The 25,485-nt window shown below is 56.4% G+C and carries 20 protein-coding genes; 14 read left to right on the top strand and 6 right to left on the bottom strand.

The window, feature by feature from the left end:
- The first annotated feature begins 167 nt into the window (after positions 1-167).
- From GGR27_RS10330 to GGR27_RS10320, 3 genes are all read left to right on the top strand, one after another.
- Entirely contained in the window at positions 168-644 is a 477-nt protein-coding gene (locus tag GGR27_RS10330; protein ID WP_168037371.1) for a cytidine deaminase, read from the top strand.
- A 110-nt stretch (positions 645-754) separates the two neighbouring features.
- Entirely contained in the window at positions 755-1,975 is a 1,221-nt protein-coding gene (locus GGR27_RS10325) for an OmpA family protein (RefSeq protein ID WP_168037370.1), read from the top strand.
- Positions 1,976-2,030: 55 nt separating this feature from the next.
- Positions 2,031-4,172, top strand: a complete 2,142-nt coding sequence (locus tag GGR27_RS10320) for an outer membrane beta-barrel protein (RefSeq protein ID WP_168037369.1) — start codon at positions 2,031-2,033, stop codon at positions 4,170-4,172.
- Between the two features lie 358 nt (positions 4,173-4,530).
- Here the strand turns inward: GGR27_RS10320 and GGR27_RS10315 are convergent, their stop codons facing one another.
- The gene (locus GGR27_RS10315; protein WP_209037917.1) at positions 4,531-5,466 is read right to left on the bottom strand and encodes a D-2-hydroxyacid dehydrogenase; all 936 of its coding nucleotides are present in this window, start codon (positions 5,464-5,466) and stop codon (positions 4,531-4,533) included.
- Positions 5,467-5,592: 126 nt separating this feature from the next.
- Here GGR27_RS10315 and GGR27_RS10310 point away from each other — a divergent pair, with 126 nt between their 5' ends.
- Both GGR27_RS10310 and GGR27_RS10305 read left to right on the top strand, forming a co-directional pair.
- Positions 5,593-6,168, top strand: a complete 576-nt coding sequence (locus tag GGR27_RS10310) for a CvpA family protein (RefSeq protein ID WP_168037368.1) — start codon at positions 5,593-5,595, stop codon at positions 6,166-6,168.
- Positions 6,169-6,484: 316 nt separating this feature from the next.
- Entirely contained in the window at positions 6,485-8,392 is a 1,908-nt protein-coding gene (locus GGR27_RS10305; RefSeq protein WP_168037367.1) for an OstA-like protein, read from the top strand.
- Positions 8,393-8,402: 10 nt separating this feature from the next.
- Here the strand turns inward: GGR27_RS10305 and GGR27_RS10300 are convergent, their stop codons facing one another.
- On the bottom strand, positions 8,403-9,818 hold the full coding sequence (locus GGR27_RS10300) for an ArnT family glycosyltransferase (RefSeq protein ID WP_168037366.1): 1,416 nt from the start codon (positions 9,816-9,818) through the stop codon (positions 8,403-8,405).
- A 90-nt stretch (positions 9,819-9,908) separates the two neighbouring features.
- On the opposite strand from GGR27_RS10300, the gene GGR27_RS10295 reads away from it, so the two are divergent.
- Both GGR27_RS10295 and GGR27_RS10290 read left to right on the top strand, forming a co-directional pair.
- Positions 9,909-10,676, top strand: coding sequence for a tetratricopeptide repeat protein (locus tag GGR27_RS10295; protein WP_168037365.1), 768 nt, complete (start codon positions 9,909-9,911; stop codon positions 10,674-10,676).
- Positions 10,677-10,826: 150 nt separating this feature from the next.
- Positions 10,827-12,614, top strand: coding sequence for an ABC transporter ATP-binding protein (locus GGR27_RS10290; protein ID WP_168037364.1), 1,788 nt, complete (start codon positions 10,827-10,829; stop codon positions 12,612-12,614).
- A 260-nt stretch (positions 12,615-12,874) separates the two neighbouring features.
- On the opposite strand, the gene GGR27_RS10285 is transcribed toward GGR27_RS10290, so the two are convergent.
- Positions 12,875-13,072 (bottom strand): cold-shock protein, encoded by a 198-nt coding sequence (locus GGR27_RS10285; protein WP_168037363.1) that lies wholly within the window; start codon positions 13,070-13,072, stop codon positions 12,875-12,877.
- A gap of 400 nt (positions 13,073-13,472) precedes the next feature.
- Here GGR27_RS10285 and GGR27_RS10280 point away from each other — a divergent pair, with 400 nt between their 5' ends.
- From GGR27_RS10280 to GGR27_RS10270, 3 genes are all read left to right on the top strand, one after another.
- Positions 13,473-13,841, top strand: a complete 369-nt coding sequence (locus tag GGR27_RS10280; protein ID WP_168037362.1) for a BlaI/MecI/CopY family transcriptional regulator — start codon at positions 13,473-13,475, stop codon at positions 13,839-13,841.
- Positions 13,838-15,133, top strand: coding sequence for a M56 family metallopeptidase (locus GGR27_RS10275; protein WP_168037361.1), 1,296 nt, complete (start codon positions 13,838-13,840; stop codon positions 15,131-15,133). The genes GGR27_RS10280 and GGR27_RS10275 overlap by 4 nt, the downstream gene beginning before the upstream one ends.
- A 95-nt stretch (positions 15,134-15,228) precedes the next feature.
- Positions 15,229-15,744 (top strand): DUF6702 family protein, encoded by a 516-nt coding sequence (locus GGR27_RS10270; protein ID WP_168037360.1) that lies wholly within the window; start codon positions 15,229-15,231, stop codon positions 15,742-15,744.
- 81 nt (positions 15,745-15,825) lie between these two features.
- Here the strand turns inward: GGR27_RS10270 and GGR27_RS10265 are convergent, their stop codons facing one another.
- Positions 15,826-17,340: a S8 family serine peptidase gene (locus GGR27_RS10265; protein ID WP_168037359.1), complete on the bottom strand. Its 1,515-nt coding sequence runs from the start codon at positions 17,338-17,340 to the stop codon at positions 15,826-15,828.
- A 404-nt stretch (positions 17,341-17,744) separates the two neighbouring features.
- On the opposite strand from GGR27_RS10265, the gene GGR27_RS10260 reads away from it, so the two are divergent.
- Together GGR27_RS10260 and rpsP are read left to right on the top strand one after the other, a co-directional pair.
- The gene (locus tag GGR27_RS10260; RefSeq protein ID WP_168037358.1) at positions 17,745-18,989 is read left to right on the top strand and encodes a M14 family metallopeptidase; all 1,245 of its coding nucleotides are present in this window, start codon (positions 17,745-17,747) and stop codon (positions 18,987-18,989) included.
- Between the two features lie 398 nt (positions 18,990-19,387).
- The gene (rpsP, locus tag GGR27_RS20585) at positions 19,388-20,149 is read left to right on the top strand and encodes a 30S ribosomal protein S16 (protein WP_168037357.1); all 762 of its coding nucleotides are present in this window, start codon (positions 19,388-19,390) and stop codon (positions 20,147-20,149) included.
- A 244-nt stretch (positions 20,150-20,393) separates the two neighbouring features.
- On the opposite strand, the gene GGR27_RS10250 is transcribed toward rpsP, so the two are convergent.
- Positions 20,394-21,458, bottom strand: coding sequence for an NAD(P)/FAD-dependent oxidoreductase (locus GGR27_RS10250; RefSeq protein ID WP_168037356.1), 1,065 nt, complete (start codon positions 21,456-21,458; stop codon positions 20,394-20,396).
- A gap of 164 nt (positions 21,459-21,622) precedes the next feature.
- On the opposite strand from GGR27_RS10250, the gene GGR27_RS10245 reads away from it, so the two are divergent.
- Positions 21,623-22,807 (top strand): class I SAM-dependent rRNA methyltransferase, encoded by a 1,185-nt coding sequence (locus GGR27_RS10245; protein ID WP_168037355.1) that lies wholly within the window; start codon positions 21,623-21,625, stop codon positions 22,805-22,807.
- Positions 22,808-22,976: 169 nt separating this feature from the next.
- Here the strand turns inward: GGR27_RS10245 and GGR27_RS10240 are convergent, their stop codons facing one another.
- Complete coding sequence (locus GGR27_RS10240; RefSeq protein ID WP_168037354.1) at positions 22,977-23,267, bottom strand: hypothetical protein; 291 nt, start codon at positions 23,265-23,267, stop codon at positions 22,977-22,979.
- A 272-nt stretch (positions 23,268-23,539) separates the two neighbouring features.
- On the opposite strand from GGR27_RS10240, the gene GGR27_RS10235 reads away from it, so the two are divergent.
- The gene (locus GGR27_RS10235; protein WP_168037353.1) at positions 23,540-25,483 is read left to right on the top strand and encodes a cation:proton antiporter; all 1,944 of its coding nucleotides are present in this window, start codon (positions 23,540-23,542) and stop codon (positions 25,481-25,483) included.
- Positions 25,484-25,485: the final 2 nt, after the last annotated feature.

Raw genomic sequence — 25,485 nt, 5'->3', positions numbered from 1 at the left:
GTGTGGACGAAGGAGTACAAAACAACCCAAAGGGTTGGGTGGCGGACCGTGACTTTCGAACTACGCCCCACCGTCACGCTATCTTAAAGGAACGATGCGCACCTGAAAGAAGGGTGTGTTCGGCTCACGGTCGTAAACCTCATCACGTATTTAACGCATTCGCAACTATGGCTACGCTAACGATAACGTACGATGTCTTCGAAGGACCGGAAGCCCTCGGGGCGGCGGACCGGGAACTGCTCGCCGCGGCGCGGGCGGCCCTCGAAAACAGTTACTCGCCTTACTCCAACTTCCGCGTGGGTGCGGCGGCGCGGTTGCGGGGCGGGGCGATCGCCCGGGGGTGGAACACCGAAAACGCAGCCTACCCGATGTGCCTCTGCGCCGAACCCGCCGCGCTCGCCGCCGCGGCCAACTTACAACCGGGCGTGCCCGTAACGACGATGGCCATCACGGTAAAGAGCCCCAGCCAGACGGTCGACTCACCCGCCAGCCCGTGCGGCTCCTGCCGCCAGCAATTGACCGAGCACGAGACCCGTTTCGGGGTGGACCTGCGAATTATCCTACGGGGGGAGGCAGGCCCTATTTACGTATTTCACTCCGCCAAGGACCTACTGCCCTTCGGCTTTGCCAGCAATTTATTGTAGTGTCCTATAATTAGCACGGAAAAAAACCCAACAAATGCGCTCGATTCTGGGTTTTATTGCCGGCCAAGCGTCTCACCGCCCTTCCCTACACGCACGATTACCGCTACTTTATGAAACCAAGAATTACCGTACTCGCCCTTTTATTACTCTTCTGCATTGGACCGATCAGCGCCCAGCAGGACCTCGCGCGCGGAGAGGAGATAGTTATGTCCACCGAAGAGCTAACGTCACTCGCCCGCAAGATGGCCCAACTCCGCGCTCAACGTATGGCCCTGTACCAACAGCGGCAGGCACAGTGGCAAGCATATTACGCGCAGCAACAAACTGGCGTGGACGCGGGTGCCAGGTCAAACACCCAGGAGACACATTACCGCAGCGAGACGGAATACCGCAGCGAGATCAATAGATCGGACCGGAGGGACAATTCCGCATCCCCCTACGACAATGCCGCGGAATTGGAAGAACTACGCCGCCGCCTCGACCGTCAGGAGCAACTCCTTCTGGAAATCCGCGATAACGGACAATTCAACGCCGTAGCAAAGTCCGCCGCCCCCGCACCCCGCGATACCGCCATCCAACGCATCCTCGGCAACGAAGATCCCAATCGCCTCACGCGTGACGATTTACGCCGCCTTACGGATGAAGTGAGCGACATGAACGAAGAAATGGCCAGATTGCGCAGCCAGGTCGAGCAGGAGGAAAACCGCCGCCAACGTGCGGAAGACCGGATGAACGACGTCCTACGGGACGACCGCCGCCGCTATGACAACGACCGGGACCGCAGAATCGGCCTCGGCCTACAACCCGTTATTCAGCTCGGCAATCAGGACCGTTCACAGAGCCCGGCTATCATCCGCGATACAGTTTTTGTGGATCGTAATTCACTCGCCAGAACGGACACCGTGGTGAAAATTCAGGAAGTTCTCCTACAGTCGGAGCCGGAATACATCCGCGACACGGTAAAGGAGGAAGTCGTGCGTACCGAAACCGTACAACTCGCCGCCCAGGAGCCCATTGGCTTCCCCACCATTTTTTTTGACAACAACTCCGCCACCCTTAACGCCACCCACCGCAACATTCTGTTCAGCATGCTGGAGGAAATGCGCAGCAAGGGCAGTTACAACGTCCGTCTGACGGGTTACGCCAGCAAGAGTGGCAATGCGGCTTACAACCAGGAGTTGTCCGCCCGCCGGGCGGAAGCCGTCAAGCAAGGTCTTGCGGAAATGGGTATTTCCGCGGATCGCATCCGGATGATCGGTGGGGGGATTGATTTCCAGGCCGCCACACCCGCAGGGGGCCGTCGGGTCGAGATCCAGGCGATTCCACAATAAATAATCAACTAACAATAATATTAGAATTTACTTCTACGATCTGAATCACCACATTATGAAAATAAATATTTTACCTAAAACGCTCTTAATGCTGGTGGCTTTCGCTACTTCAGCGGGCGTAAGTGCCCAAGTTAGTGGGCTCTCTTATACACTCCAACCGACGGCGAACTACAACTGGTTCGACAATCAATCCGGGCTCGACGACGCTTTCATGTACGGCGGCCGCTTGGGCCTTGGCTTCGGTGAAAATGTCGAATTGCGGGGTCTTTATATGCAGTCGCTTTCTTCGAGTACTAACTTTGGAGATTTCGATTTTGGTACGGATGCGTTTGATGACCTGGGTGAAAACGATGTCGACATCACCCGCTACGGCGGTGAGGTTAAGCTGAATCTTTCCCAGGGTCGTTTTCTTCCCTACCTCACGCTGGGTGCCGGCATTCAGGAATTTGAGCTGGACGGTGGTGATAGCCCCAACCTACAGAGCGAAACTATCTACGCTGCCGCTGGCCTGGGTGTGACCCTCAGCATCTTCGACCGGCTTACCCTGAACGTTGAAGCGCGCAACACCTCTTTTAATCAGAACGCCATCCAGAATTTGGTCTCGGCGGACGATCGCGATCGCATCAATCTGGACCCGACCGATTTCACCAGCGACCGCCTGTACAACTGGTCCCTGGGTGCCGGTTTACAATTTTACCTCGGTGGTCGTCGCCCCGGAACACTTTCCGACGTCGACCGCGCTTACGCGGAAACCTTCAACAGTGGTTTTCGCAACGTCAGCCTCTTAGTAGAGCCGACGCTGAGCCGGATCAACTGGGATGACGCCATGCCTTACCAGGACACTTACCTGGGCGGTGCTAGCCTTGGTTTAGACTTCGGCCCCCTCGTCGGTGCCCGTCTATTCTACTACCGTTCCATGGAAGATGACGAAATCAATCTCGACTTTGATGACTTGTCCATGTACGGAGCCGATTTTCGCTTCCGCCTCACGAGCGTTACGACCGGCCTTTCCCCCTTCCTGACCGTTGGTGGTGGTTACATCGACGTTCAGGACGATTACTTGGATCGCAACGGTGAATTCGGTTTGGCCCCGAGCCAAGCTTTTGCTACCGGTGGTGGTGGAATCTCTCTCAACATTACCCCCAACTTCCGTCTGACGGGCACCTACCGTGCACTATTAACTTCCGCTAGTGACGTGGAAGACATTAACGGTACGGACCAAATTCGGGTATCCAATCAGTGGAGCGCTGGCGTAAACCTTGCCTTCGGTAAGCGCGCGAAGCGTCCGGATGCAGTCTTCGCGTCCACCGCCGAAGCTCGCCTGAAAGCACAGCAAACGGAAGATCAGATCAAGATGCAAGCCGCCATGGCCGAGCAAGCGCGTAAGAACGCCGAGGCGACCAACCAGTTAAAAGCTGATTACGAAGTACGCTTGATGGAGCTCAACGACGATCTTGACCAAGCACGCATCAACCGCGATACCGCCCTCATCGCTTCGTTAGAAAGCGAACTCGAGGAAACGGAGGAAGTCATCGACGAACTCGGTGACCGCTCGGAAGATTACGTGAAGACAATTGAGCAAGCACAATCGGACAGCATGAGCCTGCGCGTCCGGGCCGATTCGGAAAACCTCGCTGCTTCCCGTCGAATAAACGCCGCACCCGCAACCGTGCAAAGCCGCCAAAACTTTAACGTCAACAACGGTGGAAATGGCCGTATTAGCCTGACACCAGCCGAGCTAGAAGGCCTGATCGAAGAGATTTTCGAAGGCATCAACGACGGCATGCAGATGCTGCCCCCACCACCGGGGATGTCGGGCCAGAACTTCCAGTTCCGTGCAAACGGTACGGGAACGGACAGCACGTCGGTCCGGCAAATGGAACGGGATATCGCCAACTTGCGGTCTTCCATCGATGAGCTTCGGAAAGAATCCGCCAGGGCGCGCGAAGACGACAAAGCGAGCATCCGTAAGGAGATGAAGCAAAGCACCGATGAAATCTTGAAGGAGATTCGCGACATGCGCTCCGACGTAACCCGCCAGATGGACAGCAAGCTCGACATGACGGACAAAGAGCGGAAACGAATGGACAAAGAAGCAGCCGATGACGTGAAGGAAGCAGCCCGCGCCGCCGAAAAGGAAGCGGAAGAAGCCGCTAAAGCCGCCGAAAAAGCAGCGAAGAAGAATCGGAATAACTAATAAGCTCCGATTTGATAACGTACGTCCTTTACGAGAGAACGGCCGACTTACTCAGGTAAGTCGGCCGTTCTCATTTTGGCTCGCTTGGTTAGTAGCAAACTCCGCGAAAGCTAAGAGCATGTTGGGGCTTTGGGTTCCTGGACGGTTTTAGCTACGCTGCTACTGCGTGGTGAAACAGTTTTGTGATGGTTGAGGCAGTTAAACCGGAGTTTAGCCGCCCCGATAGCTATCGGGGAATGAGGATTTTGCTCTTCAGTAGTCTGGGTAAAGGGTCCTAGACTACTGACTAACCACCGCAAAAGTGGCCAAAACAAGGCCGGAAGCTAAAGCCCCAACATGCTCTAAGAGTCAGTCACCCTCAACCGAAGTGGCCGATGATCTTTTCCGCTAGCTCCGTACCGATGTTGTACTGCGCCTCCCCGGTGGCCGCGCCGATGTGTGGCGTGACGCTAATCTTAGGATTTTCCAGTAATTCGCGGCGGGGGCTGGGCTCGCCGACAAAAACATCGAGGGCGGCACCCCGGACCTTGCCAGATTGTAACGCAGCCAGCAGCGCGTCTTCGTTGATGACGCCGCCCCGACTGGTGTTGGCCAGCACGACGCCGTCTTTCATTTTGGCGAGCTCGTCCGCACCGATCAGGTTACCACCGGGCACGTGGATGGTGATGTAATCCGCTTCGGCGAGCATTTTTTCCATGGTCACGACGGGTACGTTGACGGTCACCTTTTGGCCCATCAAGTCCAGGACCACGTCCTCGCTTTCCTTGTGGGGGTCGACCGGCAGAATGGTCATACCGAGACCAAGGCCCATACGTGCGGCTTCAATGCCAATGCGACCAAAACCGAGAATACCGAGCGTCCGGCCGCGGAGTTGCTGGCCCTTCGCGTAAGCTTTTTTCAGGGACTTGAAGTCACCGTCGGGCTGACGCAACTCGAAGTTGGAACGTTGTACGTCGCGGCTCAGGGAGAAGAAGTGAGCGAAAACGAGCTCGGCCACGCTGGCGCTACTCGCGGCCGGCGTGTTGTAAGTCGGGATGCCCTTGGACTTGGCGTATTCGTGGTCGATGTTATCGATGCCGACTCCGCCGCGGCAGATCACCCTGAGGTTAGGGCTGGCGTCGATGAGTTCTTTACGGACTTTCGTGGCGCTCCGCACGATGATCACGTCGAAATCGTTAAGCTTGGTCATCAGTTCATCCTGTGGGATATGGGTGGTGACGACTTCGTAACCGGCGTCTTCAAGGGCTTTTTTTCCGTTAGGTGCGATGCCGTCGTTGGCGAGTACTCTAATCATAAGGTTAATATTTTTGGTTTGCGTCCGCAAAGGAACGAAATAAGGGTCGCGTTATGCGTTCACGTAAAGCGGGGTTATCCGGTGCCGGAAATTCCGGGCCGTATCTTTGCGCCTCAATTTGTGCTAATGGCTATCGACATCATCTGTCTCATCTTCGCCGCTTACGGCTTTTACGTGGGTTACACGAAGGGCATTATTTCCACCGTGCTGACGTTGGCGAGCTACGTCGTCGGCCTGCTGGCGGCCATGAAGTTCGGGCCCATCGCGGGGGATATGATCTTCGAATCTTTTCCCATCGTCACGAAAGGCGGCGGGTTCCTACTGGGCGTCGTCCTGGTGTTTTTCCTGATGCTGTTGCTGTTCAAACTGGTCGCGCGGGGTCTGACGGGGTTCATGGAGACGATCAACATCAACATCGTCAATCAGCTCCTCGGCGGCATCGTCTCGGGCATTTTCTTCATTTTCGTTTTCTCCGGTTTCGTCATGCTGGGCGACGGTAGCCGTATCATCACGGAGGAGCTAAAGGAAAAAAGCATCACTTACCAGCCGGTGACGGAGCTGCGGGAGACGATCTGGGAAAAAGGCAAGGGGCTCTTTCCGGTTTTCCGCGATTTCTACGACAAGGCGGTGGATTCCATGGACCGGGTGCGGGACGGTATCGAGCGGGGGGAGGAGGATAGTATTTACGATTTGGAGGAGTAGAAGTTTGCGCGGTCGCGGGTGCCAAGCAGTGAAGAGAAGAGCAATGTTTTGTTAAAGTCGTGGCGCTTATTTAACGGACGGACGCTGTTGGCCGTCTTGTGACAACTGGTGCTTCCGTAGCCCTCTCCCCAACTTATTTTGGGTCCCCTCACCCCAAAAACGTGTCTCCGGGGGAGAGAGGAGGAAGCTTTTTTCTGTAAGGGGTTTAAATTGAAGACGGATCTTTAAATTTATCAGAGCAGTCATCATATCAGTTGTAAGTCCCAACTACGCAGTCGATTTTACTCTCCTATCGACAAAGAATCGTCCCTACCCAATGGGGAGGGATAAGAGGGAGAGGGCTACGCATTCACGCTTTCTATTCCTAGCCTTCCTAATCCTACTCTGTCCCGCACTCAGTCGGGACGTCCGCGCCCAAACAAACCAACCCCCGCCCGCGGCGGAAAAAGAAGTCATCAGCATCGACCGGGCCGACGAGCTGCGCATGCTCCAACGCGGAAAAACCCAAGTCCTCGTCGGCAACGTGGAACTGAGTCAGGATAGCATTTTCATGTACGGCGACAGCGTCCTGCTCGAAGGCGAACAACAGGTGTACGCCTACGACAACGTCACGATTCAGCAGGGAGATAGCCTAACCGCTTTTTGTGATATTCTCGATTATAACGCCGCCACGCTGCTGGCCGATCTACGCGGCAACGTCGTCCTGACACGCGGCGAAACGGAACTCTACACCCAGCGCCTCGACTATGACCTGGCCACCAAAACCGCTACCTACCACACCGGCGGGCGCATCGTCAACCAGGAAACCGAACTGAGCAGCCGCCACGGCTACTACTACGCCGACGCCCGCGAAGTCTATTTTCGCGACAGCGTCGTGGTCGTCGACGAACGCTTCGAAATGCGCGCCGATACCCTCAAGTACGACCTCCTGAACGAGATCGTTTACTTCCTCGGCCCCACCGTCATTCGTACCGATACCCACCGCATCTATTGTGAATCGGGATTTTACGACGTGGCGAACGATGTAGCCATTTTCTCAAAAAACGCCCAGTACAAAAGCGGTACCCGCCTGGCCGCCGCCGACACCATCAAATACTTCGGCGAACGGGAGGTCTACGTCCTCGAAGGCAACGCCTACGTAGCCGACGGCGACAACCAGCGCGCGACCGGCGACAAGATCAACTACTTTCGCCGCGACGACCGCTACGTCATCGAGGGCAACGCCTACGTCCGCGACTCTTTGCAAACCGTGACGGGCGACACGATCGACTACAATGCGCTGATCAGCACCTACTCCGTAGCCGGCGGCCGGCCCCGCGTCTCCGCCCCGCCGATGATCGTGGAAGCCGATAAACTGAATTCCGACCCGGTCTCCGGCTTCACCACCGCGCGCGGCAACGTGATTTACCAGGATACTTCCGCCCAGCTCACCATTGAAGCCGAGAACGCCCGTTACAACGAAGCCACCGGCTACCTGAAAGCCACCGGCGGTCTCCGTGGCCGCCCGCTGATGACCACCGTCCTCGAAAACGATACCCTGTGGGTGGCGGCCGATACCCTACTCTCCTACCGCTCCGACAGCGTCAATGCCGGAGGCGACACCATTCGCTACCTCGCTGCTTACAAGGATGTAAGAATTCTGAAAAGTGATCTACAGGCGGTCTGTGACTCGCTCGGGTTTAATACCGTTGACAGTGTCCTAACGCTCTACCAAAATCCGGTGCTCTGGCAGGATACCTCTCAAATGACCGGCGACACGATCGCCATCCTCTTTGACGGAGAAGAACTCGACCGGGTGCAGCTGCGGCGCAACGCCCTCGTACTGACGGGCCCCGATCTGTTGTTTTATAATCAGGTAAAGGGCAAAGACATCGTCGCTATTTTCGACAGCTCAGGTCTCGTGCGGACGGACGTAAATGGTAACGCCGAGGCGGTTTACTACATTCAGGATAAGGTGGGTGCCTACGTGGGCGTCAACAAGACGGCCTGTAGCGCGATGTCCCTGAATTTTGAGAACGGCTCCGTCCGCAAAATCCGATTTCTGGACGCACCGAGCGGCAAGATGGACCCGATGGGGGCGGTGAATCATCAGTCCATCCGGGTGGAAGGGTTTCGCTGGGAGGAGCGGCGACGTCCTCTGCGGCTCGAAGATCTGTTCTCCGTGCTGAAGCGGGAGGCCCCGCCAGTGATTGATGATGAAGCCCCGTTGATCGAAGAAAAGTAGCTAGTACCGGCTACCGGTTGGATTTGACCAGCGCGTGGTTCTCAAACTCCATGATGACCTCTCCGTCCATAGTAGGCGGCCGGGGGCCATCTTCAAATATGTACAGCGTGTAACCGCTCTGGGTTTCCATGTCGACGAACACGTCGTGGTTGCGGTTAAGGTAGGCGGGCACTCCGTTCACGTAAGAATCTTGCAGGTGCTCGTAGGGCCCGCTGACGATCAGCCTGAAAGATGCTCCCTTCAGTGTTTTGGCGACGCGGGCGGCGTTGGCAATCTTCTCCACGTCTCTCCGGTCGGTCGTACCTACGAAACTAAGCGCGTAGAGGAGGGCGGCCGTTACGACGACGAACAAGCTGCCGTTGATGATCCGCGCACGACCTTTCTCCCGCAAGAATTTATTTATTCCCAGCAGCTGTGGCGCGAGTAGCAGGCTCATTCCTAAGTACAGAAAGGGTAACGAGGGCACCTGGTAGTAACTAGCTTGCTTAGAAGAAACCATGATGGGTAGAATAGCACTCAGCCCGACGGCGATGAGGAACCAGCCATCACTCTCACGCAACGCATCCGGCCGTTCCCGCCACCGATCTTTCACCAGCAGCACCAGGGCGGACAACACCAACGGAATGGCGCTACTTTTTAACAGCGCAAAGACGATCTTGAAGCGCGTCCCGGCCATGTGCTCCGTCCGCTTGCCCTCCAGCGCCGCGATCACCTGCACATCTACGTACCGTTCGAGAAAAGTGTAAGACGCCGGGGCAATCAGAAAAAGCATCCCAAAGGCGGCCCCGCAGAATACGAAAGGTAGCACCCCACGCAACAGGCTAAACTTCCGCTCGACGATCAGGTGATGAAGAAAAGGCATCCCCAGCGGAAAAAGACCAACGGGGCCCTTAATCATGAAGCAAATAAAAGCCCCCAATCCGCAAACGGCGGTTGCCAGAATGGGTCTGTCCCTGAATTTCAGCAAGGCGTAAGTTGCCCCCAGCGCAATTAGGGTGAGCGAACACTCCAACATGGCGTTGGGGTACCGCAACTGATTCTCCTGGTTGAGCACGAATAGGAGAAAAGGAAACCAAAACAGCCGGTTGCCGGCCGGCCCCAGTAGGTGGAGCCAAATTTTGTAGCAGCACCAGAGCGTCAGGCCCAGCACGACCATATTGTAGATATCCTCCGTCCACAGGTGGTTACCGAATACCCGAAAAAAGAGGGACTCTAGCCAAAAACCGAGCGTCGGGTGACCGTAAAAGACAGGGCCGTTTGGCTCCAGCAGCGGGTTCCAAATGCTCCCGATGCCCCGGGCCATGTTTTTGGCCAAGTTGGTGTAGGCCAGTCCGTCGATGAAAATTCCGTTGCGCAGGATGGGACCGACGAAGAGGATCAGCAGCGGGGCCAGGGGGAGCAGGTAAAGTTTTGGGGGGTTCTTCATGGTAGCTGGGCGGCAAAGGTATTGCGCGCACCGTTCTTCCGGCCCGCTAAGCCACGTCGTGTCGTATTTTTGCTAACCCAACTCCCCCGTATGCTCCCCCTTTTTCCCGGCGTCAAGTTTCCGCGCCTACTTTTTTCCCTGTTGTTCCTGGTCGTAATGAGTAGCGGGGCGCGGACGCAGGTGCCAGGTAACGGGCAAGAAGCGGAGTCGGTTGGGCTGGCGATCGTACCGGATAGCTCGACTACCGGAGGAGCGTCACCGCTCGGATACCAGTACCGCGGTAACATCCACTACGAAAATGGAGAATACGGCCGTGCTATCCTCGCCTACGAACGCGGCCTCCGCTTGGCACCGGGTAACCGAGCCCTTCTCAATAATTTAAAATTCGTGCGGGGCGAAGCCGCCATCGAACGTCCCGAAATACGGGATTTTTTCCTCGTCCGCTGGTGGCGAGCGGCCGGGGCCTGGTTCGGGATCGCTACGGCACGGTGGTTCGCACTGGTCTGCTGGGCCTTGGCCGTCCTGGGGGCAACAGCTTGGTTCCTCCGCCGGGAGGGGATGACGGAAAAACGCCGTTTTGCCCTCCTTCCGGTATCCGGATCTCTTCTTGCGCTGGCCCTGGTGTGCTACCTACTCGGCAGTAGCCGCCTTGCCTATCTGGACAACGACCGCGACGGCATCCTCATCGCCCGCAACGTCGAATTACGCGTGGCGCCCGGCCCTGAGGCTACGCTGGAAGAAGAGCTTTCTGAGGGATTGAAGTTGCGGGTTCTGGATGAATTCGGGGCGTACGTAAAGATATCTTTGGAAAACGGACGCCAGGGGTGGGTACCTAGTACGGCGGTGGCGCGTATCTAGCATCGACGAGCCTTTTGTCCGAAGTAATAAATACGTTCGCGCTGCTGAACGAAGGCAGACTTTCTTCCGAAAAAACATCCCACACGAATGTTTACCGGCGCGGGGCCTAATCCATCAACCCCCACCCCCAATCCCGCGTTACTCCACCCAATGCGCGAACTCAAATTTCTCAATCAATTCTTCTGGAACTACCGGGGCCGTCTCCTCCTAGGGGTGGTCTTCATCTGCCTGTCGAATTACTTCCAGGTGCTTCAGCCACAGGTCATCCGCGAAGCGCTGGATCTGGTGATCGAGCAATTGAATAACTACCGTCTTTACGCAGGTTTCGGCGACGTGCGGGACGAGTACTTTGGCATCCTGAGCTATACGCTCATGTTTTTTGGTGGCCTGGTGTTGCTCCTCGCACTACTGATGGGCTTCTTCCTTTTCCTTACCCGGCAGACGATCATCGTCATGTCGCGCCTGATCGAGTACGACCTGCGGGAGGTAATTTTTGACCACTACGAAAATCTGAGCCTGGATTTTTACAAGCGCAACAACACCGGCGACCTGATGAGCCGCATCACGGAGGACGTGAATAAGGTAAGAATGTACCTCGGCCCCGCCGTGATGTATTGCGCTAATCTAATCTCGACTATTCTGCTGGTTGTCCTTGCGATGCTAGCGGTAAGTCCTACTTTGACGCTCTACACCCTGATTCCGCTCCCATTGCTGGCCATCAGCATCTACTACGTAAGTAACGTCATTCACACGCGCTCGACCTTCATCCAGCAGCAGCTATCGAAGTTGACGAGTATCGCCCAGGAAGTCTTCAGTGGCATCCGGGTCGTAAAAAGCTACGTGCGGGAAGAGCAGCAGGTAAATTACTTCGCCGAAGAAAGCGACCGCTACAAGAACATGAGCATGAACCTGGCAAAAGTCGATGCCTGGTTTTTCCCCCTGATGGTCTTTATGGTCGGTGCGAGCACCATCATCACCGTTTACGTAGGTGGTTTACAGGTCGTGGCGGGCAACATTTCCGCGGGCAACATCGCCGAATTCGTTATTTACGTGAACATGCTGACTTGGCCCGTGACGGCCATCGGCTGGATCGCGAGCATCGTTCAGCAAGCCGCGGCGAGCCAGAAACGGATCAACGAATTCTTGACCACCGAAACGAGCATCAAGGACCCCGCACCCGACGAGCGCCGCGCCCTCCGTGGCGAAGTCACGTTCGAACACGTGGCCTTTACTTATCCGGATACCGGCATCAAGGCACTCAAAGACGTCCATTTTCACCTTAAGGCGGGAGAAAAAATGGCCATCATCGGTCGAACGGGCTCCGGTAAAACGACCATCGCCGACTTGCTCGTAAGGATGTACGACGTTACGGGCGGGCGCATCCTGATCGACGGAAAAGACATCCGGGAGGTCGGGCTGTCCAATCTCCGCCGACGCATCGGCCTGGTTCCGCAGGATGTCTTTCTGTTCTCCGATACGATCCACAACAACATTGCTTTCGGTGCGGACCACGATCCTTCGCGCGAGGAAGTGGAGCAATTTGCTAAATACGCGTCGGTCTACGAAGATATTCAGGACATTACCCTTGGTTTCGACGCCATGGTGGGTGAGCGGGGCGTCACTCTTTCCGGCGGCCAGAAGCAGCGCGTCAGCATCGCCCGCGCCCTCATCAAACACCCCGACATTGTTATTCTCGACGACTCCCTCTCCGCCGTAGACACCAATACGGAGCAACGCATCCTCGGCTACTTCAACGAGGCACTGGCGGACAAGACGAGCATCATTATTACCCACCGCATTTACGGTCACCTCAAATTCGACAAAATCATCGTTCTCGAAGATGGCGGCATCGCCGAGATGGGCACCCACGAGGAACTCATCGCCAACGGCGGCTACTACAGTGAAATCGTGGAGCGGCAGATGGCGGAAGAGGTTTAGACGGCTGCGCCTGGTTAGACGCTGCGCTTTTGGGCGGCTTCGCCTTTTAGGGCGCTTTGCGTTAGACGCTTCGCTTTTAGTCTACCGCACGTGGTTGCTACACGTCGGAACCGTGGAGCAGCTTAAAAAGCGCCGTGTTCAAAAGGCCAAAGGCCATCTAATGAGCGCGGCGACCCACCAAAAACCGAAAACGCCCACCAGACAATGTCCGGCGGGCGTTTCTCTCTATCCTTATGCTATGTCATAAGAAGCGGTGCTTTTTACTGCTCCACTACTTTGACTTCGACGGCATTGAGGCCTTTACGTCCCTCTTCGACGGTGAAACTTACCTTGTCACCCTCGCGGATGTCGTCGATAAGATCGTTAGCGTGGACGAAGACGTCCTTGCTACCATCATCTGGGGTGATAAAGCCGTAGCCTTTGGAATTGTTGAAGAATTTAACGGTTCCCTCGCTCATTTCAATGATATTTAGGGGGGTGACTAAGAAGCCGCAAGGTAGGTGCATTCTTGACAATAAGTCGAAAAATTACCGTTGCGGTAAAAATTAACCCCACAAAGAACGATAATAATGATCGATAGATCAAGCAGCAGCAGGGATGTATCGGCACTGAGGGTTAGTAAAAACAGGCTTTTACACTTTTTGTATTAAGCAGGTGACGAATTATCCGTGTGACCAAAACTAAATTTAAAATTCTTTTCAAAAAGTCTTCAAAACGCCGAAGAACACGCTTTCTCCCGCTCGTTATCTCACTTTATCGCGAGTTGCGGCCAGCGTACGGAAGGTAAATCTGATCAATTCGGCGTCGAGTGTTGTGCATTTAAGCTACGTAACGTATATTTACGTTAAATACCGTAATATGCAAAAACTAACCGCCGCCCAGGAAGAGATCATGAACCACGTCTGGGATTTGGGAGAATGCACGGTTGGCGACGTTCGCAAATCCGTGGCAAAGCAAAGGGGAGGGAAGCTACCCGCCCACAGTACTGTCTCGACGGTGATGGCAGCCCTCAAGGACCGGGGCTTCCTTACCCACAAGGCGTACGGGCGCACTTTCGTCTACCGGCCGGCGCTCGGGCGGGAAGAATACGGCAGTCAGTCGCTGGTTGGCCTGATCAAAAGCTTTTTCGGCGGTTCGGCGTCCCTGGCGGTCAGCCACCTCGTGGAGCGGGAAGACCTAAATCTGGAAGAACTGGGCGCCCTCGTCCGCAAACTGGAAGAAGAATGATGGACTACGCTGAATACCTTCTGCGGCTATCAGTTATTTGGTCGGTGCTCATCGCCTACTACTACTTAGCCCTGCACCGGAAGGCGCCGTTTGCATTCAGAAGGGCTTATCTGATCGCCACAATTTTGGCGGGGCTCGCCATTCCACTTCTCCCTGCTCTGATTTTTGGGTCACGGGCCATTGTCCTGGAGCCGGTCCGGGCCACGTTTAGGGCCGTGCTAGATTTACGGGGTGCGCCCGGGGTTACCGACGGTGGTTGGTCAGTCTCCGTTCCCTCGTTGCTTTATTTCATCGGTCTGGCGGCGTTTCTTGCGCGGTCGCTGGTGCAGGGGTGGTTGGTTTGGCGGTGGAAGCGGGGCGGCGTCAGTGGGGAGTACACGGGTTTTCCGCTGGTCACGGGCCCGGCGATACCTACTCCGTTTACGATCTACGGCTACATATTCCTACCGGCTTCACTCGTTGATACGGATTTAGGCCGGACGGCGCTCCTCCACGAATCCGCGCACCTGCGCCAGCGCCATCACTACGATGCCTTTGCGCTCGAAGTACTGTGTCTGTTGCTGTGGTTTCACCCCGGCGCTTGGCTGCTCCGGCGAATGCTGCGGGACGTACACGAGTACCAGGCTGACGCGGCGGTCGTCGAAACTATCCCCAGAAAAACTTACGGCATGCAGCTACTGCAAGCTTCACAAACCCCCTTTGCCGCACTGGGCCTTTTCTCCTCACCCATCAAAAATCGTATTAACGTGCTCACCTCCTCTGCTTCCCGCCGCTTTCACTTTGTACAGGCTTTACTCCCCCTTTTGCTTCTCGGCGTACTGAGTTTCACTTGTAGTGATTTACTGGCGCAGGTCGACACCCAACGCGCGAGACACGTTAGTGCCGGAGGATCACCCATTCTGACGACCTTACCCGATGGCGCAACTAGGGAGGAAATTATGAGGGCATTCCTAGTTGAGGTTTACGGAGAGATCAAATACCCCAAAGCCGCCCGCAGCAGCAGGACCGAAGGTCTCGTCTTCCTGAGTATGAGTATCGACCCCGACGGCCAGTGCCGCAACTACGAAACCCGCTACCAATCCAAACTTGAAACGTTCGGCGGAGCCAACATCATCGTCGTTGGTTACGGAGCCGGCAAAGCTACCGGTGGAAAGAACGCCCCCGCAGCACTTGAGAAAGAAGTAGTGCGCATGGTCGAGCACCTCAACAAAACCGGCTTTAAGTACGAAGACAGCGGTTACCCCGGCGTGCCCGTCACCTACGGGCTTACTTTCAAGTTCGTGCTTGAGTAACAAGGCTCGTTAAAGGATTCGTTAAGCACGCCGGCCTACCTAGTCTTCGGCCCCGTGCCAGCGTACCTTTGGGGGCCAGCATTTACAGCCTCCATATGTACTTAATATCTCTGCTCCTCTTCCTGTCTAACCTGGCACCCGCGACCGCGCCCTTACCAGTGCACGAATATCATATTTCTAAAACCAACGTCCGGTACGTGGCCGAGCGCGAACAGGTCCAAATAGAGATGCACCTTTTCGTCGAGGACTTAGAAAAGGACATGGTCACCCTCGGTGCGCCCGGTAACCTCGAACTCGGGACCGAAATCCAGCACGCGGACGCCGAGCGCCTCCTAACTAATTACCTAGCCAATCACTTTCGCCTCAATTGGAACGGCGAACCCCTACCCCTCGCGGTGATCGGCTACGAACTGGAAGACGACCTCCACGGCTTCTGGGTCTACCTCGCCGCCACCGACGTTGCCGCCCCCACCACCATCGACGTCACCGCTACCCTACTGACCGAAACTTTTGCCGATCAGAAAAACATCGTTAAAATCTACAACGGCGAAAAACGTGGGGCGACTTTGTTGATGTCGAAGCAGCGAACTACGGGGAGTTATGGTCAATAATTCGTGGTCTGTGGTCTGTGGTCTGTGGTCTGTGGAGATAGGTAGCAGACTCTAGACCACAGACTTTAGACCGAATACTCACTAGTTGACGGCTAGATTGGCATCGATAATACCCCAACCGAAATCACCATCCCGCCCCGGATAAACGGAGGAAGCTGCTTTCATTCTGTCCAAAACCTGCTCCCGTGTTTGACCGGGGTTCGTCGCCCAGACTAGGGCCGCAACGCCCGCCGTAGTTGCCGTTGCCGCGCTAGAGCCACCGACGTAACCGGGTGTAGCGTCGTAGCGACTGAGGGTGAGCGTTAACCGATCCGTGTCGTCGCGCCGCTGCATGACGGTGACGAAATCAACTTGGCTGCCGTCGTGACAATTATCGCACCGCTTGAAGGGTAGGCCTTCGCGGACGCCCGTCACCGCCACCGTGTTATCGAGGTTGGCGGGGAAGATGACGCCGTACCAACTCGTCCAGGTCAGGGAAGTACCGGCCGCGCAGAGAATCATTTTGCCCCGGTTGTGGGCGTAATTAATGCCGTCTTCAACGGTGCCACTACTGAATACGTCGCCGATACTCATGCTGATGACCTGGGTGCCAGACTGCCGGCCAGCATCGATCAGCGAATTTTTCACGCCCCGCTTTTCGCGGCTAGCGTTGATGATCACGTCACTCGTGGCGCGGTAGGTACGTAAGTTAGCCTTGTAGGCGACGCCGACGGTGGCACCGGTGTTGGTGCGGGGCGCGGCGGCGAGGCCGGACATCTGGGTGCCGTGGCCGCACTGATCGTCGGGTCCGTCGGTGCGGCTGCTCCAGAAACTCGGTGCGTAAAAGCCGAGTTTGTCGATGCTCCGGTTAGTGGAAAATCCACCGTCAAATTCGTCGCTAAGATTATCCTGCTCGGGGTAGACACCGCTGTCGATCACGGCGATGCCGATACCCGCGCCCTGGCTGCTGTTCCAGGCCTGCTCGACGTTCATGGTGGCATAATTCCACGGAACCTTTGCGCCGGGAGTGATCGTTGTAAAGTCAGCTGGGTCGACCGAACTGCTCGGAGCTTCGGAGCAACCGGAGCCGGAACGGAGGGTAATCTCACCGGCGGTATAATTACTTGGTTCGAGGTAGCGTACGTCCGCGCGGTTACGGAACTCGGCCAGGATGCCGGGGTGGAGCACCTTGATTTCCAGGATCGGTAGTGCGCCGTCGTCGGCGACCAGTAATAAGTCATCTTCGCTAACGGTTTCGCCGGTCAGTCGTTCCGTGGCGGTGCGGAGATCGGTGACGAGTTCGTCGCGAACGGTTTTCCATTCGCCGGCCATCACGTCGATTTCGTGGATACGGTCGTCGAGGTTCTGGAAGCCGGCGGGCTGGTAGCCGAGTACGGCGTGGTTTTCGCTGGCGGCCAGGGCGCTCCAGACGAAATTATCGTCGGCGGCGGCCCAATCGAAAGGTGTGTCGGTCTGCTGAAGATGTGTTTCGACGGCGAGGTCGATTGCCGTACGGGTGAGAGGCGTTTGTTCGGTGGTGGGTTGGCTGATTTGCAGGTCGTCCTGGCAGGAGAAAGCCGTTAGCGCCAGCGCGCCGAAAAGTATAATTCGCTTCATGAGAGTATGGTTAAATCTGGTTGGGTAGATGAGCGGGCGTGGCCCCGGTCCCTATCGGGAGTGCCAGGTAGATTGGTCGGAAATATTCAGTAGTTTCTTCTGACAGGTTAATTGCACGGGCAATTTAATGTGCTTCGTCGTCCGAAAGTAGCGAAAATTCGCCACTTGGACAATCTACAACCCGATCACACTGCCGTAGATAGCTGGATAGACAACTATTTGCCACCTAACTCCCTCGTCCAAAAAGATACCACTACACTAACCTGAGAATCAAGTAGGCCCGACATTATTTGCTAAGTAAACCAAGCGTATCGTCCCCCCCAGGGCCGGAGTAGGCAGACCGGCGGCGCGGTACCGTCCGGAGCGGTCTCGAACCCGTGACGGCCAGAATCAGTTTTTAGCATATGCACCAACACCTCGCTTTACCCGTGGTCTTCTTGATCCTACTGGCAGCTTCTTGCCAGCGAAAGGCTCAGCCGAACGATTTCCCTACCCCGGTGGACACCAGCACCAGACCCATCGACCGACAAGTCGCGCAGGCGTGGACCTTCCCCAATGGTTTAAAACTCGACAATCAATTCCCCGCCGCCAGACTCTCCCGGGTAACGGACCAGGGCGACCACTTGGCAGCCTGGACGGAACCGGAGAATGCCCCCATTAACACCAGCCCCTGGTACGCCTTCCGCGTAGTAGCCCCGCGGGATACGACCGTGACGGTCCAACTCAACTACCCCGCTCACGCCGTCCACCGCTACTGGCCTAAGTTAAGTACGGACCGTACGGAGTGGACGCGCCTCGATAGTTCCGCCCTCAGCGTAGATTCGAGCGCCCGGGTAGCGACGCTACAATTGCAACTAGCGGCACGGAAACCACTCTACGTTTCCGCGCAGGAGATTATTGATTCGCGGGATGTCCGCGCGTGGGCCGACGGTCTCACGAAAAACGCCAACGTTAGCCTGGGCGTGATTGGCCAGAGTTTGGAGAACCGCCCGCTTTTGCGCCTGACGATTAAAGCACCGGGCGCGAAAAAGAAATTGCCCACAGTCGTTCTGCTGAGCCGCCAGCACCCCCCGGAGGTTACCGGCTTTCTGGCCCTTCAGGGCTTTCTGGATGGCCTGCTTTCCGACCCCCGCCTGTCCGAATTTCTTCAGTCCTACCAACTACTCATCTACCCGTTGCTCAACCCCGACGGCGTGGACCGGGGCCACTGGCGCCACACCGCCGCCGGCATCGATGGCAACCGCGACTGGGCGTACTACCGCCAACCGGAGACGCGGCAGGTGGCGGATGACATCGTCGCCACCACGCGTAAACGCCGCACGTCAGTGGTGCTCGGGCTCGATTTCCACTCTACCTGGAAAGATGTTTATTACACCCACGACACCTCCGTACGGCCCCCTTCGGTGCTCGGTGACTTTAAGGGCCGGTGGCTCGCCGGCATCGAGCGGGAAATTGGTGGTGACTTTCGCATCAATGAGGAAGCGGAACCGATCGGCAAGCCGACGACGATGAGTTGGTTTCGGACACAGTTCGGGGCGGAGGGGATCACGTACGAGATAGGTGACAACACGCCCAGGGATTTTGTCGAGCGGAAGGGGCGGGTTTCCGCGCGGGTAATGATAACAGAATTACTAAGTGCAGCGCAGTGAATACTAATGCGTACTTCCACTAATCAGTACGTGAGGGCTGCGATTTTACGGAGGTAAATACGGAGACAATGTGCGCACGGCAAGCACCGTGCTTAGTGACGCCAAGGTCGTAATCGGAGCTCACCAAATTATAAAGTGACTACGCGGAACCTAATTACCGATCATCGCATTAAGTCGGTCACGGGTGTAGTCACAAATTGGTCACGTCAGAAATTAAACGGGGGCATTCATCCAAACCACCTGGCACCCGCGACCACGCCCACCTTTATCCGTTTAAAAATGCCCGCGAGAGGTTGTCAGAAAGCGGGAATCACCGTACCTTTGCCGACCGTTGACAAAACCGACCGCCCCTTCAGGGAGGAAATCGGTACTACCATTCACCAAGATAATTTGTCCTTATGCCAGTTCGTCTCAGACTCCAACGCCACGGTCGCCGCAAGCGTCCTTTTTACCACATCGTCGCTGCTGACGCCCGCGCGCCCCGCGACGGTAAGTTTATCGAAAAGCTCGGTACTTACAACCCCATGACCGTCCCCGCGACGATCGACCTCGACCGCATGGCCGCCTACAACTGGCTGACCAAGGGCGCTCAACCTTCCAACACCGTTGCCGCCATTCTCCGCTTCAAAGGCGTGATGTACTACAAGCACCTCATGCGGGGCGTTTCCAAAGGCGCTTTGTCGCAGGAAGACGCCAGCGAAAAGTGGGTAGCTTTCATTGAGAACAAAGAAGGTTCCGCCGAAGCCGCCCGCCAGCGTGAAGACCAGAAAACCGCTGATTTCCACAAAGCCGTCGGTGGCACCGCCCCCGTCATCGTGGAGCCGGAGCCGGAGCCAGAACCGGAAGTCGTGGAGCCAGCAGCCGAAGTAGCCACTCCGGAGCCGGAAGTGGCCGAAGCTCAAGTCCCCGCCAACGCTGAGGACACCCTCACTACCGCCGACGACCAGCCCGAGGAAGCCGCCGCTACCGAAGCCGCCGTTGCTGAGGCAGCAGGTGAAGGTGTTGCCGCCGCCCCCACGGAAGATGCTGAAGTCGCCGCCGCTAAGGTTGCCGGTGAAGCCATCGCCGAAGCCGAAGCCGCCACCGCAGCTGAAGAAGGCCTTAAAGCCGCCGAAGAAGTTGCCCCCGAAGGTGCTTCCGACGTTGAAAAGACTGCTTAATTCTGATTAAGCTTTTTGAATTTGAAACCCCGTTCATCGCTTTGGTGGACGGGGTTTTGTGTTTTTATTCAGTTCTATCTCAGTTGCGAACTTTCCTTAAACAACGTAAAAACGAAAACGAGGGGCTGCGCACCCTCGCTACGAGAGACGCCCCTCCGGGACTCGTTTGAAGCCATCGTACTAGCTTGCACAGAGTCAATTACGAAGGACTCAAGGTTATTATAGGATTGGTCTCTGCTCTGCTTCATTTGTCTAGGAATCGTTCAATCCCTACTTCTACCGGGATTTCCGCGCCCTCCAGTAAATGCGCCACCAACCACTTCGACCCCATTGGGGCTAGCGAAGCGCCCTTCGTTCCCAACCCGTTGAGGACCGCCAGCCGGGGTTCCGTCGCGTGCGTCCCGATCATCATCCGCCGGTCGCGGGAAGTTGGGCGGACGGCAGCTTCGTGTGATTCGATGACGTAAGGAACGGTAAGTACCTCCCGCAAACGGTCCTCCAGAAAGGTGCGGTTTTCTTCCGAAGGTTGATCATCCGCAAATTGATGCTCGCTAGTCGCGCCAACCCAGTAGAGGTCATCTTCTACCGGAACCAGGAAGACTCGGTGCTTAAACATCCGGTCGAGTTGTTTGGCTTCGGTACGGACGAAGAGCACTTCGCCTTTATTTCCGCCGTGGCCCAGGTCGGCGAAATAGGGATTGTAGCGGCCGCGCCAGCCTTCGCAGAAAATGATCCGGTCGTAGGTGGGTAGCATTCCGTTCGGCAAATTGGTCGTGGTTCCGTCACCGAGGAGGGCAGGTACGGTTGTGTAGTCGAACGCTAATCCAAAATATCGCTGCTCGGTAATCAGCTTTATTCGGTAATCCGCCACCAGGTTTTTTACGTCCACCCGTCCGGCGTGCTTGACGCCCGCGTAAGCGAAAACGGGTTCCGTAATTTCCGTGATACGCCCCGGGGCGGGTTGGTCTTCCATATACTCAGCGTAGCCCGCGTCGGCGGAGCGTACTTCCCAGTCGTTGAGGTCGCCTCGGTTGTACAGCGTCCGGATCAGCGGCTGCGGGTGCCAGTATTTGTGCCCGAGAAGTTTGCCCATTCGGCCGTACAAGTCAATCGTCTCCGGAATCAACTCATCGATCAACCAACTCTTCACGAACCGCCGGCCGGTGATGGGGTTAACGATGCCCGCCGCCACGGAACTGGCCGCCGTTTGCTCCGGCGCGTCTACGTAATGTACGGTGTGCCCCGCCGCTTCCAGGCGAAAGCCCGTCACCGTTCCGGCAAGTCCCTGGCCGACAATGAGAATATCCATTCGGCAAAGGTAGTGCCCCGTACCCACGCACCGTCCCGGGCTTAGCCCACGTATCCAATTACCGCGATTGCCAGCTAACCCATACCGCAAATCAGGTTGATATGAACCGCAGGTTTTCGCCAATCCGGCTGCCCCTCCCCCGCCGGCACCCTACCTTCGCCCCCATGAAAACCATCACCCTCCAAAAAGGCAAGGACGGAGCCATTCGCCGCCGCAACCCCTGGATTTTTTCCGGCGCCGTCAAGCGCGAAGAAGCCGGCCTGGAAGACGGCGAACTCGTTGCCGTCGACGCCATCGATGGCGACCGCCTGGGCTACGGCCACTACGCTACCGGCGGCATCCGCGTTCGCTTGCTGGAGTTTGGAGACAACGAACTACCCGTTGAGGAACTATTGCGGGACCGGCTCACGCAAGCGATTGCACTACGCACACAACTTGGCTTGAGTAACGATCCGCTAACGAACGCCTACCGGTTGGTCCACGCCGCGGGTGACGGCCTGCCGGGGCTCATCGTCGACCGTTATGCTTCCGTAGCCGTCGTCCAGTGCCACAGCGTGGGGATGCACTTGCTGCGTGACACCATTGCTCAGCTACTGATGGAATTGATGCCGGAAGTAATCACCACGGTTTACGACAAAAGCGCCAGCGTTCTCCCGGGGCACTACGTCGCTGAAAACAGCATCCTGGCGGGCGAAGCGGTGACGGACGTAGTTATTATCGAGAACGGCCGTCGTTTTCGCGTCGACGTAGCGAATGGTCAGAAGACGGGCTTCTTCCTCGACCAGCGGGAGAATCGTTGGTTGCTCGGTAGCTATTCAGCTGGCAAGAAAGTGTTGAATACTTTCTGTTACACGGGCGGCTTTTCCGTTTACGCGCTTTTGGGCGACGCCGCGCGGGTGCAGAGTGTGGACCTAAGCGGCAGTGCGGTGGAGCTCACCACCGAAAATGCGGGCCGCAACGGTGAATTTGCCGACAAGCACGCAGCCTACGCCGCCGACGTGATGGAGTGGCTCAAAGAGAATGCGGACGAGCAGGATTACGACATCATCGTCGTCGACCCACCCGCTTTCGCGAAGAATAAGCACAAGCGGCACAAAGCCGTCCAGGCCTACAAGCGCCTCAACGCCCGGGCGATGAAAGCCATCAAGCCCGGTGGACTACTCTTTACGTTCAGTTGCAGCCGGGTGGTGGACCGCCAACTTTTCTACGATACCATCGTGGCGGCGGGGTTGGAGGCAGGTAGAGATTGCCGAGTTCTCCACCATCTATCGCAAGGCCCGGATCACCCCGTGAATCTTTACCACCAAGAGGGGGAATATCTGAAGGGATTAGTGGTTCGGGTGGACTAAAACGGGTAAAGCGTTGGCTACAAAAAGCACTGTGCACAAAGTGCTGCGAAGCAAAAAACGACAACGTCTAGCACATAACGTAAAAATGCGAAGTCTGGTAAGTGAAGCCTGCTCTGCTAATTTTGTGCTTTTGTGCTTTTGTGCTTTTGTGGCTAAAAAAAACTGATAATTAATCCAGAAAGTAGGTAAGCATAGCTTCCAGTTCCTTCCCGATCGTCGTACCCGGTGCTTGCCTACCGGAGCGCGCGTACCAGTATTTGGCGTTAGCCTGGTCACCGTCCATCCGGTGCATGAAGGCGTGGACCCAGGCGATGTCGACGCCCGGCTCTTTATCGATCAGGTCGTGGGCTTTTTGCCAGTTGGAATTGCAGACCCACCACAGGGCGGTGACGGCCAGTGAGGCCTCCGGCGGTGGCGTGGCGTGTTCTTTCAGCGACTGGTCGAAGGCGGATCTTTGCAAGGGAGTGTGGGAACCGTTTCGTTGTACGGTTGCGGGTAAAGATAAAGACCAACAAACTGTTTTAGTTGTTCGCCCCACCGAACGAATGAACCCTGCTTCCACCCCGATGGCTAACGGCGCACCCACCACCGGAAGTTATTTGTGGACAAATATTCTGTGGCTACCGGGCCTTTACCCACGCGCAGCCGGTCACGGCACAACCAATTAAGCCCACGAACCTTATTTTAATCGGAAGCGTCTTTCTCGTTCCGGGTTATCGGTAACACTAGCGTATGTACGAAATTGGCGGCTTGATCATTATCGGTATTCTGGCCCAGTGGCTGGCCTGGCGGCTGCGCGTTCCGGCGATCCTTCCCCTGATTCTTGCTGGGCTGTGCGTGGGCCCGGGGTGGGAATATTATACCGGGCACTCCCTGCTGAGTCCCCGTTTTGACGCGGACGCGGGTACCGGGTTGTTTCCGGGGAACCTCCTGTACAGCTTTGTCTCCCTCGCTATTGGCCTAATCTTGTTCGAAGGCGGTCTTACCCTACGGACGGGAGAGATCAAGGGGCTCACCAACAGTATTTTAAAACTCTCTACCTACGGGGCGTTCACGACGACCGTCGTCGCCGGCTTTGCGGCGCACTTCATCATCCCCCTACCCTGGCAAATCGCCTTTCTGTTTTCGACGTTGATCGTCGTTACCGGGCCCACCGTTATCGCGCCGATTATGCGGCAGATTAACGTGAAGCGACAAATCTCGACCATCCTCAAGTGGGAGAGCATTGTCATCGACCCAGTCGGCGCGTTTTTGGCCGTACTCTTCTACAAGTTCATCATTGCTTTCTACGAGCCGGACGCCACGGTCGGCGAAGCCATTATTCAATTCGTGCGGTCCGGTCTGGTCGGTATCGGGCTGGGGGCGACGCTGGGCTACGGCTTGTACTTACTGATCACCCGGCTCTACGTGCCTAAATTTCTGCTGAACGTCTTCATCCTGGCGGCCGTAATTGGGGCTTTTCTGATGTCGGATGCCATTGCGCACGAGAGTGGTCTGCTGACGACCGTGGTAATGGGCGCTTTCCTCGCTAATCGCGATGTCCCTTTCCTCCACGACATCCTGGACTTCAAGGAGAGCCTGACCATCTTACTTATTTCCATGCTTTTCATCCTGCTATCCGCCAACATTACCGTGGAGCAGATCGAGTTGGTTATGGACTGGCGGGTGCTTGTTTTGTTTCTCGTGGTGGTGTTCGTTGCCCGCCCACTGGGCGTTTACTGGAGCCTGGCCGGGGGTGAATTGAACTGGCGGGATAAAGCTTTCATTAGTTGGGTCGGCCCGCGGGGCATCGTCGCCGCCGGTGTGGCATCGCTCTTCGGGCTTGAATTGGAGGAACGGGGTGTCCCCGGCGCGGAATACATCACCCCCCTGGTTTTCATCATCGTGCTCGGCACCGTCCTGCTCAACGCTACCCTCGCCGGTTTCGTAGCAAAACGGTTACGCGTCAGCCTACCAAAAGGAAGCGGAATCGTCATTTTTGGTGGTGGTGAGGGTGCCCGGGAGATCGCAACCGCCCTAAAGACGAGCGGCCGCGACGTAACGATCGTGACGAGTAACCAGTCCGCCGCCGAAGCCGCGCGGGAAAGTGACCTGAACGTCGTCGAGAGCATCGTGAACACCGACGACTTGGATAAGGTCCTGGACCTCACCGATGTCGGTTACATTCTGGCCATGACCAGTAGTGATGAAGACAATTTTTACGTCGTCAACAACTACCGTTCGCGGGAAGGGCTGCGGGGCATTCACCGCCTACTCACCCGTAAAGAGGTACTCAACCAACGATACTCGAAGCGGTCGCTCTTCAGCCACTTTGCTAGCTACCTGATCCTCAACCGCACGGCCAGGACGAACCCTGGCTCCCACAAGTACCTCATTCACGACGAAAACCTGATCGACGAAGCGCTGGAAGCCATTCGGGAAGTAAAAGCAATCCCAATCTTTCTACGTTGTGCCGTTTCCGGAGATATTACTTTCGTCGGTGCCGACACCAACGACATGGAGGCAGCCGTCAACGACGAACTGTTTTACATCGGCCCCGAAGTTAAGCTCGACGGCTTGGTCGACACGAGTGAAAGTGACGCCGGTGGCGAGTCCAAAAACGTCGCGGAAGTAGTACCGGAGAAAGCAGCTGATCACGTTGTTTCGGAGGACTCTACGGGGGAGAAGATATCCTAACC

It is taken from the genome of Neolewinella antarctica (genome assembly GCF_011927835.1).
Taxonomy (GTDB): Bacteria; Bacteroidota; Bacteroidia; order Chitinophagales; family Saprospiraceae; genus Neolewinella; species Neolewinella antarctica.
The sequence above is the reverse complement of the archived record's forward strand: the minus strand, read 5'-3'. Positions and strand labels throughout refer to the sequence as shown.